This window comes from Ramlibacter sp. (assembly GCF_035706265.1).
Classification (GTDB): domain Bacteria; phylum Pseudomonadota; class Gammaproteobacteria; order Burkholderiales; family Burkholderiaceae_C; genus Ramlibacter.
Window position 1 is genome coordinate 1 of record NZ_DASSVG010000540.1, and the last position, 10,094, is coordinate 10,094.

Annotated in this window: 12 protein-coding genes, 1 tRNA gene and 1 pseudogene; 11 read left to right on the forward strand and 3 right to left on the reverse strand. The window is 70.5% G+C overall.

The features are described 5' to 3' along the window. The 8 genes from VFM98_RS19285 to VFM98_RS19320 all read left to right on the forward strand — a co-directional run. Nucleotides 1-420, forward strand: a 420-nt coding sequence (locus VFM98_RS19285; RefSeq protein ID WP_325111516.1) for a peptidoglycan-binding protein, incomplete at its 5' end; no start/stop codon positions are given. Nucleotides 421-502: 82 nt separating this feature from the next. Continuing rightward, nucleotides 503-910, forward strand: coding sequence for a PA2779 family protein (locus VFM98_RS19290; RefSeq protein ID WP_325111517.1), 408 nt, complete (start codon nt 503-505; stop codon nt 908-910). An 88-nt stretch (nt 911-998) separates the two neighbouring features. After that, complete coding sequence (locus tag VFM98_RS19295) at nt 999-1,595, forward strand: YqgE/AlgH family protein (protein ID WP_325111518.1); 597 nt, start codon at nt 999-1,001, stop codon at nt 1,593-1,595. Continuing rightward, nucleotides 1,588-2,010, forward strand: coding sequence for a Holliday junction resolvase RuvX (gene ruvX, locus VFM98_RS19300; protein ID WP_325111519.1), 423 nt, complete (start codon nt 1,588-1,590; stop codon nt 2,008-2,010). The genes VFM98_RS19295 and ruvX overlap by 8 nt, the downstream gene beginning before the upstream one ends. Next, nucleotides 2,007-2,528, forward strand: coding sequence for a bifunctional pyr operon transcriptional regulator/uracil phosphoribosyltransferase PyrR (gene pyrR, locus VFM98_RS19305; RefSeq protein ID WP_325111520.1), 522 nt, complete (start codon nt 2,007-2,009; stop codon nt 2,526-2,528). Before ruvX ends, pyrR begins: the two co-directional genes overlap by 4 nt. 20 nt (nt 2,529-2,548) lie before the next feature. Beyond that, entirely contained in the window at nt 2,549-3,520 is a 972-nt protein-coding gene (locus tag VFM98_RS19310) for an aspartate carbamoyltransferase catalytic subunit (RefSeq protein ID WP_325111521.1), read from the forward strand. Continuing rightward, on the forward strand, nt 3,517-4,818 hold the full coding sequence (locus VFM98_RS19315) for a dihydroorotase (protein WP_325111522.1): 1,302 nt from the start codon (nt 3,517-3,519) through the stop codon (nt 4,816-4,818). The genes VFM98_RS19310 and VFM98_RS19315 overlap by 4 nt, the downstream gene beginning before the upstream one ends. Next, nucleotides 4,815-5,582 (forward strand): lysophospholipid acyltransferase family protein, encoded by a 768-nt coding sequence (locus VFM98_RS19320; RefSeq protein WP_325111523.1) that lies wholly within the window; start codon nt 4,815-4,817, stop codon nt 5,580-5,582. The genes VFM98_RS19315 and VFM98_RS19320 overlap by 4 nt, the downstream gene beginning before the upstream one ends. On the opposite strand, the gene VFM98_RS19325 is transcribed toward VFM98_RS19320, so the two are convergent. Then, on the reverse strand, nt 5,568-6,674 hold the full coding sequence (locus VFM98_RS19325; protein ID WP_325111524.1) for an ABC transporter ATP-binding protein: 1,107 nt from the start codon (nt 6,672-6,674) through the stop codon (nt 5,568-5,570). The two genes, VFM98_RS19320 and VFM98_RS19325, sit on opposite strands and share 15 nt — an antisense overlap. A gap of 84 nt (nt 6,675-6,758) precedes the next feature. Between VFM98_RS19325 and VFM98_RS19330 the strand changes: the two genes are divergently transcribed. Beyond that, complete coding sequence (locus tag VFM98_RS19330; RefSeq protein ID WP_325111525.1) at nt 6,759-8,393, forward strand: iron ABC transporter permease; 1,635 nt, start codon at nt 6,759-6,761, stop codon at nt 8,391-8,393. Here the strand turns inward: VFM98_RS19330 and VFM98_RS19335 are convergent, their stop codons facing one another. Then, nucleotides 8,394-8,624, reverse strand: coding sequence for a hypothetical protein (locus tag VFM98_RS19335; protein WP_325111526.1), 231 nt, complete (start codon nt 8,622-8,624; stop codon nt 8,394-8,396). Between the two features lie 576 nt (nt 8,625-9,200). Here VFM98_RS19335 and VFM98_RS19340 point away from each other — a divergent pair. Then, entirely contained in the window at nt 9,201-9,413 is a 213-nt protein-coding gene (locus VFM98_RS19340) for a hypothetical protein (RefSeq protein ID WP_325111527.1), read from the forward strand. Between the two features lie 21 nt (nt 9,414-9,434). After that, nucleotides 9,435-9,509 (forward strand) — tRNA-Arg (locus VFM98_RS19345). Between the two features lie 182 nt (nt 9,510-9,691). On the opposite strand, the pseudogene VFM98_RS19350 reads toward VFM98_RS19345, so the two are convergent. Then, a pseudogene (locus tag VFM98_RS19350) lies at nt 9,692-10,094 on the reverse strand (hypothetical protein); the annotation flags it as partial.

A 10,094-nucleotide genomic window follows, 5' to 3' on the forward strand; every position in this document is an offset into this window, starting at 1 on the left:
CTCAGCGACCCGTCGACGTCCGCGGCGCTGCTCATGCCCGCCGGCCCGCAGGGCCCGGCCTGGCTCGTCACCCCCAACTACCAGGCCATCTGGCGCTACAACCGCGCCGACACCTACGCGCTGGCGATCGGGCTGCTGTCCGATGCCTTGCGCGGCCTGCCGCCGCCGCAGGCGGCCTGGCCCACGGACGATCCCGGCCTGTCGCGCGCGGAATTCCGGGAGCTGCAGCAGCTGCTGCTGGATCGCGGCCATTGCGAGGTGCGGGTGGACGGGTCCGAAGGCCCGCGCACCGGCGCCGCCATCCGCGCCGAGGAAGCCCGGCTCGGCCGGCCTGAGACCGGGCGCGCCGGCAGCCAGCTGCTGGCCGCCCTGCGTGAGCAGCGGGCGGAAGCGGTGTCCTGCCCGGTGGCGGAGCGCTGATCAACAAGGTGCAGCAAGTTGGGCAAAGTGTTACCAACGGGAACCATCGGCGCGGCCCACGGCGCTGCGCGCCTCTTCTAGGATGAGCCACCTCGCGGAGGACAACCACATGCGCATGGCACGCCACTTCCCGTCCCGAACGATCGCGGTCCTGCTCGCCGCGGCCCTGGCCGCGCCGTATCCGGCCGCCTGGGGCGGGATGATCGACAACGAAGCGCTCGCCGCCCACGGCAGCGAGGCCGCAAGCACCCAGCCCGAGACCGACCGGGCCAAGGTGCAGGCCTTCCTGGAACGCGCGGACATCCGCGAGCGCCTGCAGGCCATGGGCGTGAGCGGCCTGAACGCGAGTGGCCGCGTCGATGCGATGACCGACGCGGAGGTCCATGCGCTCGCCGAGCGCATCGACGCGATGCCCGCGGGTGGCGCGCTCAGCGACCGCGACCTGCTCATCATCATCGTGATCGCGGTCATCATCGCCATCCTGATCTGAGGCCCGCGGGGCGCCCGCACGGGCGCTGCCGACCCCCCTGGCGCCACCGTCGGAGTGGGGGTGGGCCCGCGCCCGTAAAATACGCCGCATGGGCGACGATGCTCCGATGAACCTGACGCACCACTTCCTGATCGCCATGCCGGGCCTTCAGGACGCGTCGTTCGCGCGCTCGGTGGTGTACCTGTGCGAGCACAGCCCCAAGGGTGCCCTGGGCCTGGTGATCAACAAGCCCACGGACATCAACCTGAAGAACCTGTTCGAGAAGGTGGACCTGCCCCTGGGCCGCACCGACCTGGCCAGCACGCCGGTGCTGCAGGGCGGCCCGGTGCAGACCGAGCGCGGCTTCGTGCTGCACGAGGCGGTGCACGCGGAAGGCGCCGACGCCAGCGAGTCGGTCTACGCCTCCACCATGACCATCGCCGGCGGGCTGGAGATGACCACCTCCAAGGACGTGCTGGAGGCGATCGCCACCGGCGCCGGGCCGCGCAAGCTGCTGGTCACGCTCGGCTACTCCGCCTGGGGCGAGGGCCAGCTCGAGTCGGAACTGGCCGAGAACAGCTGGCTCACCGTCGGCGCCGACACCAGCGTGATCTTCGACACCCCGATCGAGGAGCGCTACGAGAAGGCGCTGTCGCTGCTGGGGCTGCAGTCGTGGATGCTGTCGCCGGGCGCGGGGCATGCCTGACAGCCCGCCGTCGCCCGCCGTTCCCGCGCAGTTCCAGACTTTTCTCGCTTTCGATTTCGGCCTCAAGCGCACCGGCGTCGCGGTGGGCAACCGCATGCTGCGCACGGCCACGCCCCAGGCCACCATCCGCGCCGACGGTACCGAGGCCCGGCTGGCGCAGGCCGAGGCGCGGGTGCGCGAGTGGCAGCCCGACGCGCTGGTCGTCGGCGTGCCGTTCCACCCCGATGGCGCCAGCCACGAAAATACCGCCCGGGCGCGCAAGTTCGCGCGCCAGCTGCGCGGGCGCTGCGGCAAGCCGGTCTACGAAGTCGACGAACGCTACAGCACCACCGAGGCGCTGGCCTCGGGCGCGCGCGACGCCGACGCGGCCTCGGCCTGCGTCATCCTGGAACAATTCCTGAGGAGCCTGCCTTGAATCCCGCCTCCGCCGCCCCCGGCGCGCTGTTCCTCGACGCCGAGGGCCTCTACCGCGAGCTGCTGCACGGCGTGCAGCGCCTGCTGCAGCCCGACACGCAGCTGGTCGGCATCACCTCCGGCGGCGCCTGGCTGGCCGAGCGCCTGCAGAAGGACCTCGGGCGCCCGGGCGAAGCCGGCGTGATCTCGTCGGCGATGCACCGCGACGACTACGCCCGCCGCGGCCTCTCGGCCACCGCCCAGACCAGGCTGGACTTCGACGTCAACGGCGCCCGCATCCTGCTGCTGGACGACGTGCTCTACACCGGCCGCACCATCCGCGCCGTGCTCAACGAGCTGTTCGACTACGGTCGGCCGGCCCACGTGGCGCTGGCAGTGCTGGTGGACCGCGGCGGGCGCGAACTGCCGGTGCAGGCCGACTACGCCGCCGCCCGCGTGAGCCTGCCGGCCAGCCAGTCGCTGGCGCTGGCGCGCGACGCCGGCGGCCTGTTCACCTTCGCGGTCGAGACGGCGAGCTGAGTTTCCGGACCACCAAGATCATGCTCTACAAGCGAAACCCACAACTGAACAAGAACGGAGAGCTGATCCACCTGCTCTCGATCGAGGGTCTGCCGCGGGACATCCTGATGCAGATCCTCGACACCGCCTCCAACTTCGTGAGCATCAGCGACCGCGAGGTGAAGAAGGTGCCGCTGCTGCGCGGCAAGAGCGTGTTCAACCTGTTCTTCGAGAACAGCACGCGCACGCGCACCACCTTCGAGATCGCGGCCACGCGCCTGTCGGCCGACGTGATCAACCTGGACATCGCGCGCTCCTCCACCGCCAAGGGCGAGTCGCTGCTGGACACGATCGCCAACCTCTCCGCGATGGCGGCGGACCTGTTCGTGGTGCGCCACAGCGAGTCGGGTGCGCCCTTCCTGATCGCGCAGCACGTCGCGCCGCACGTGCACGTGGTCAATGCCGGCGACGGCCGCCACGCGCACCCCACGCAGGGGCTGCTCGACATGTACACCATCCGCCACTACAAGAAGGACTTCAGCAACCTCACGGTGGCGATCGTGGGCGACGTGCTGCACTCGCGGGTGGCGCGCTCCGACATCCACGCGCTCACCACGCTCGGCTGCGCCGAGGTGCGGGTGGTCGGGCCCAAGACCCTGGTGCCGGGCGACATGGCGCAGATGGGCGTGCGCGTGTGCCACTCGCTGGAAGAGGGCATCAAGGGCTGCGACGTGATCATCATGCTGCGGCTGCAGAACGAGCGCATGAGCGGCGCGCTGCTGCCGTCGTCGCAGGAATTCTTCAAGCGCTACGGCCTCACGCCGGAGCGCCTCACGCTGGCCAAGCCCGATGCGATCGTGATGCACCCGGGGCCGATCAACCGCGGCGTGGAGATCGATTCGGAAGTGGTGGACGGCAAGCAGAGCGTGATCCTGCCGCAGGTGACCTTCGGCATCGCGGTGCGCATGGCGGTGATGGGCATCGTGGCCAACAACGTGCGGGAGGCGGCATGAAGATCCTGGTGAAAGGCGGCCGCGTCATCGACCCCGCGCGCAACTTCGACGCCACCTGCGACGTGGCGCTGGCCGCCGGCCGCGTGCTGGGCGTGGGCAACGTGCCCGAGGGATTCAGCGCCAACCGCGTGATCGACGCGTCGGGCTGCATCGTCATGCCGGGCTTGGTCGACCTGGCGGTGCGGCTGCGCGAGCCGGGCCACGAGCACGAGGGCATGCTGGAAAGCGAGATGGCCGCTGCGGTGGCCGGCGGCGTGACGTCGGTGGTCTGCCCGCCGGATACCGACCCCGTGCTGGACGAGCCGGGGCTGGTCGACATGCTGAAGTTCCGCGCCGAGAAGCTGCACCAGGCGCGCGTGTTCCCGCTCGGCGCGCTCACGCGCAATCTCGCCGGCGAGGTGCTGACCGAGATGGCGGAGCTCACCGAATCGGGCTGCGTCGGCTTCAGCCAGGCCGAGGTGCCGCTGCAGAACACGCAGGTGCTGCAGCGCGCGCTGCAGTACGCCTCCACCTTCGACTACACGGTGTGGCTGCGGCCGCAGGAATACCACCTGGGCAAGGGCGTGGCCGCCAGCGGCCCGCTCGCCACCCGGCTGGGGCTGCCCGGCGTGCCGGTGGCGGCGGAAACCATCGCGTTGCACACGATCTTCGAGCTGTTGCGCATCACCGGCGCCCGCGTGCACCTGTGCCGCATCAGCAGCGCCGCCGGCGTGGAGCTGGTGCGCCAGGCCAAGCGCGAGGGACTGAAGGTCACCTGCGACATCAGCATCAACTCGCTGCACCTGACCGACGTGGACATCGGCTACTTCGACGCTCGGATGCGGCTGAGCCCGCCGCTGCGCCAGCAGCGCGACCGCGACGCGCTGCGCGCCGGGCTGGCCGACGGCACCATCGATGCGCTGGTGTCGGACCACACGCCGGTGGACGAGGACGCCAAGACGCTGCCCTTCGCGGAAGCCGAGCCGGGTGCGACCGGGCTGGAGCTGCTACTCGGGCTGGCGCTCAAGTGGGCCGAGCAGGACAAGGTGGAGCTCCCGCGCGCGCTCGCCGCGCTGACCCAGGGACCGGCACGCGTGCTCGGCGCCGCGCTCGGCACGCTGCAGGCCAGCGCCGGCCAGCTGCTCGATGGCGGCGTGGCCGACGTCTGCATCTTCGACCCGCGCGCGGCGTGGCAGGTGGAACCGGCGCGCCTGCGCAGCCAGGGCCGCAACACGCCGTTCGCGGGGCACGAGCTGCCCGCGTCGGTGCGCTGCACCATCGTCGGCGGGCAGATCGCGTACGAGGCGAAGGCAATGTGAATTCCCTGCGCGCGCTGTGGCGGCTGGTGCGCGCGCTCGTGCATGCGCTGGCCGGCTGGCTGACCATCACGCTGCTGTTCCCGCGCTGGGACACGCAGCGGCGCAACGCCACCGTGCAGGCCTGGGCCCAGCGCATGCTGCGTGTGCTGGGCATCCCGCTGCACGTGAGCGGGCAGGCCCCGGTGCAGGGCCCGGTGCTGCTGGTCGCCAACCACCTCTCCTGGCTCGACATCCTGGTGCTGCATGCGGCGCGGCATTGCCGCTTCGTCGCCAAGTCGGACGTGCGGCACTGGCCCCTGATCGGCACCCTGGCCACCGGCGGCGGCACGCTCTACATCGAGCGCGAGAAGCGGCGCGACGCCATGCGCGTGGTGCACCACATGGCCGAGAGCCTCAAGCGCGGCGAGATCGTCGCGGTGTTCCCGGAAGGGACCACGGGCGACGGCGAGACGCTGCTGCCCTTCCACGCCAACCTGATCCAGGCGGCGATCTCGGCCGGCGCGCCGGTGCAGCCGGTGGGCCTGCGCTTCGAGGACAGGCGCACGGGCCGGGGCAGCATCGGCCCGCTCTATCTCGGCGACGACACGCTGCTGTCGTCGCTGTGGCGCACGCTCGCGGGCCCGTCCTTCGTGGTGCACGTGCGCTTCGGCGAGCCGCAGCAATGCGACGGCCGCGATCGCCGGCAGTGGGCGCATGAGCTGCACGCCGTGGTCGACGTGCTGCGCAAGCCCTCGGGTGCCCGGCCTGCCTCAGGCCGGGAATGACGCGATCGGCGGCGCGGCCGCGGCCGCTTCGCGCTGGAAGGTGACCACGTGATCCACCTGGGCGCGGATGCCGATCCACTCGCCGATGTGGTGGTCGTGGTGGCTGGGCACGTGGGCGAGCAGGGTCTCGCCGGAAGCGAGCTGCAGGGTGTAGAGGAACTCCGAGCCGCGGAAGGCCTTGCGCACGATCTGCGCCTTCACCGGCGCGTCGTCGTCGTGCACGATGTCGTCGGCGCGCAGCAGCACCTCGCACTGGCCGAAGCCGAAGGCCGAGGGCAGCACGCATTCGGCACCGTCGGTCAGCGGCCCGAGCGCCGTGTGCACGACCACCTGGTCGCCCACCCGCTTGAGCGTGGCCGGCGCGAACACGCCGTGGCCGATGAAGTCGGCGACGAAGCGCGTGGCCGGCCGGTGGTACAGCGAGTACGCGTCGTCCCACTGGTGCAGCCGACCCTCGTGCATCACGCCGATCCCGTCGCCGGTGGCAAACGCCTCGAGCTGGTCGTGGGTGACGAACAGCGCCGTCGCGCCGGCGGACTTGAGGATGCCCCGCACCTCGTGCGCGAGCCGCTCGCGCAGGTCGACGTCGAGGTTGGAGAAGGGCTCGTCGAGCAGCAGCAACTGCGGCCGCGGTGCCAGCGCGCGCGCCAGGGCCACGCGCTGCTGCTGCCCGCCGGAGAGCTCGTGCGGCATGCGCTTCTCGGTGCCGGCCAGGCCGACGAGGCCCAGCACCTCGGCCACGCGCTCCTTGCGCTCGGCGCGCGAGAGCCGCCGCTCCAGCCCGAAGGCCACGTTGCGCTGCACGTCGAGGTGCGGGAACAGGGCATAGTCCTGGAACACCATGCCGACCTGCCGCCGCTCGGGCGGCACGTTCACGCTGGCGCCGGCGACCGGCTGGCCCGACACCAGGATCTGCCCGCCGCTGGCCGGCTCCAGCCCGGCCACCGCCCGCAGCAGGGTCGTCTTGCCGCACCCGGAGGGGCCGATCAGCACGCCGATCTCGCCCGCGTTCAGGCCGAGGGAGACACCTTCCACGGCCGGGCGCGGACGGCCCGGATAGCGGACACTCAGCTGGCGCAGCTCGAGATGCATGACATCCATTCTAGTTGCATACAATTCTCATTCACTTGACAAATGACAAGCGCCCCGGCGCCCGGGCTGCTTAACCTCGGGTCCATGAAACTGCGTCGGCTGGCCGACCTGCCCCTGCTGCTGGTCGCCGGCCTCCTCGTGCTGCCGGTGCTGGCGGTGTTCGCCTCCTGGCTGTCGTGGAACGCGGCCAGCAGCCAGATCCTGCGCGAGATGGGCGCCACCGTGCTGCCCGACTATGCGCTCACCAGCGTGATCCTGTGTGTCGCGGTGGCGATCGGCGCCGCCGCCGTGGGCAGCGCCGCCGCGGCTGCCGTCACCCTGTTCGACTTTCCCGGCCGGCGCACCTTCGAATGGGCGCTGCTGCTGCCGCTGGCCATGCCGGCCTACGTGATCGCCTACGCGTACACCGACTTCCTGCAGTTCGGCGGCCCGCTGCAGACCTGGATCCGGGCCCAGTTCGGGCTGGAAGGGCGCGTCTTCCCCGAGGTGCGCAACCTGCCGGGCGCGGTCGGCGTGTTCGTGTTCGCGCTCTATCCCTATGTCTACCTGCTGGTGCGCACCGCGCTGGCCGAACGCGCGGCGCAGCTGATGGAGGCGGCCCGGCTGCTCGGCGCGCCGCTCTCGCGCCGCATCCGCACCGTGGCGCTGCCGCTAGCGCGGCCGGCGATCATGGCGGGCGTGGCGCTCGCGCTGATGGAGACGCTGGCCGATTTCGGCGTGGCCAGCTACTTCGGCATCCAGACCTTCAGCACCGGCATCTACAAGGCCTGGCTGGCGATGGACAACCGCATCGCCGCGGCGCAGCTCGCCACGCTGCTGTTGCTGGCGGTGGCCGTGCTGCTGGCGCTGGAAACGCGAGCGCAGAAGCGGCTGCGCTTCGCCGGCGGCCGTGCGCGCGGCGGCGCCGAGGCGCAGCCGGTTGTCCTGGGCGGCCCGGCGCGGCTGCTCGCCTGGAGCGTGTGCAGCGTGCCGATCCTGCTCGGCTTCGTGCTGCCGGTGGCCTGCATGCTGCGGCCGCTGGCGGCCGACTGGTCCGTGCTGCCGTGGAACCGCTTCCTGCAATGGTCCTTCAACAGCCTGCGGCTGGGCGGCATCAGCGCGGTGCTGGCCGTCGCCACCGCGCTGCTGCTGGCGTTCCGCCTGCGCCGCTCGCCGGGCGGCGTCACGCGCCGCGTGGTGCAGATGGCCGCTCTGGGTTATGCGGTGCCCGGGGCGGTGCTCGTGGTGGGGCTGCTGCTGCCGGTGGGCTGGCTGCAGGAGGCGTGGCCGCAAAGCGGCGTGGGCTACTGGATGACGGCCACCATCCTCGGCATCGTCTGGGCCTACCTGGTGCGCTTCGTCTCGGTGGCCCTGCAGTCCGTGCAGAGCGGCTATGCGCGCATCCCGGCCAGCCTGGACGATTCCGCCCGCATGCTGGGCACGGGCGGGGCCGCGCTGCTGGCGCGTGTGCACTGGCCGCTGCTGAAGCGCTCCACCGCCGCCGCCGCGCTGCTGGTCTTCGTCGACGTGATGAAGGAGCTGCCTGCCACGCTGGTGCTGCGGCCCTTCAACAGCGACACGCTGGCCGTGGTGGCCTACCAGCTCGCGCGCGACGAGCGCCTGGGTGAGGCGGCGCTGCCTTCGCTGGCCTTGGTCGTGGTCGGCCTGGTGCCCGTGGTGCTGCTCAGTCGGACCCTGCGCGCCGCGCCGGCGGCCGGGCCCGATCCTGTGCGTGCCTGATCAGAGGTCGTCGCTCGCCCATTCCTGGCGGCGCACCGGCGGCTTGCGGAACACCACTTCGCCGGTGGGCACGTGCACCACGCGGATCTCGCTGTCGGAGGTGAAGCTCTTGGCGGCCAGGCTGACCGCCAGTGCGCGGTCGTGCACCGCGTAGTTCCTCGATCCGTTGGCGGGCCAGAAACGACCGGCGATGGGTTGGCTGCTTTCGATCCGGTAATCGGCGGAAGTCATCCGAAGCTCTCCTGCTCGTCGCGTCTGCTGTTTTTGCATCTGTCTCGCGGCGATCCTAGGGCGCCTTCGCGGCGATGCGAAGACCGTTCGTAGATACGAGGGCCTCGATGATGTAACCCTTCGCAATGGTGCGGCGCAACACCGCTTGCAGCAATGCAGAGATCAGGTTGCGTGCTTAACCGCGTTTAAGCGATGTGCGCAGAAACGCCCGTGCGTGAGTCGTGATGGACCGATTGGTCAGGCTCAGTTCAGGCGGTCTGGCGTTGGTGTCCTTGCTGCGGCACTTCCAGCGCCACGCGTTGCTGCTGCGTGCCGAGTGCTCGCGACGAGGCGCCGCGGTTCTGCGACGAGGACCCGAACACCGCTTCAATGAAAGGCGCATGCGCTGCATGACGCGCCGCAGCATGCGATGCGCGCGGAACGCGCGCTGGAGCTGCCGGTGGTCTGGCTTGCGCAAGGCCGCCTGCCTGCACGCCGCTCGTCTGACCTCCCACTGCGGCTGTAGCGGTCAGCCTACAGATGCAGGCTTTCCGCTTGCCTACTCTGGAAGGACCCTTCAGCATCTGGCCCCAATCCATGCAACGGCTCTTCGCCTCCCGCCGGCCCGCCCTTTCCGAGGGCGCGCATGGGGAGTCGTCGCGCGAAGGCCGCGACTGCGAACGCTCGCATCGGCTCACGGTGCTGCTCCTGTTCCCCCGGCTCGATGCCCGCCCCGGGCCCTGGCTGCTGTTCCTCACCGCGGTGTGCAGCTTCGTCGCGATCCGCGCGCTGGAGCTGGCGCACCTCTGAGCGCCATACAATGGCGGCCTCGCCGCCGTAGTTCAATGGATAGAACGAGCGCCTCCTAAGCGCTAGATACAGGTTCGATTCCTGTCGGGGGCGCCAGCGCGGCGCGGCGCGGTGCGCCGCTGCGCCCCCGGCTGTCGGGGGTGAATAGGAACCCCCTCACCCCAGCCCTCTCCCCGAGGGGGAGAGGGAGCCGATCACTGGGACCAGCTCCGGGGAGCGAAGTGTGCGTAGGCTGGCGGTGGAGCGACAGCGAAACCCCAGCGATCAAGAGACGGCGGTCACTCGCTCAGCAACCGCATTGCCTCTTCCAGGCCCTTGATCGTGAGCGGGTACATGCGGTGGTTCATCAGCTGCTGTATGACCGAGATGCTCTGGCGGTATTGCCAGACGCCTTGCGGCTCGGGGTTGATCCAGACGAACTTCGGGAAGGCATGCGTCAGGCGCTGCAGCCATTCGGCGCCGGCTTCCTCGTTGTTGTATTCGACGCTGCCGCCCGGTTGCAGGATCTCGTAGGGGCTCATCGTCGCGTCGCCGACGAAGACCAGCTTGTAGTCCTTGTTGTACTTGCGGATGATGTCCCAGGTCGGGAACTTCTCGCTGAAGCGCCGGCGGTTGTTCTTCCACATGAAGTCGTAGACGCAGTTGTGGAAGTAGTAGAACTCCAGGTGCTTGAACTCCGCC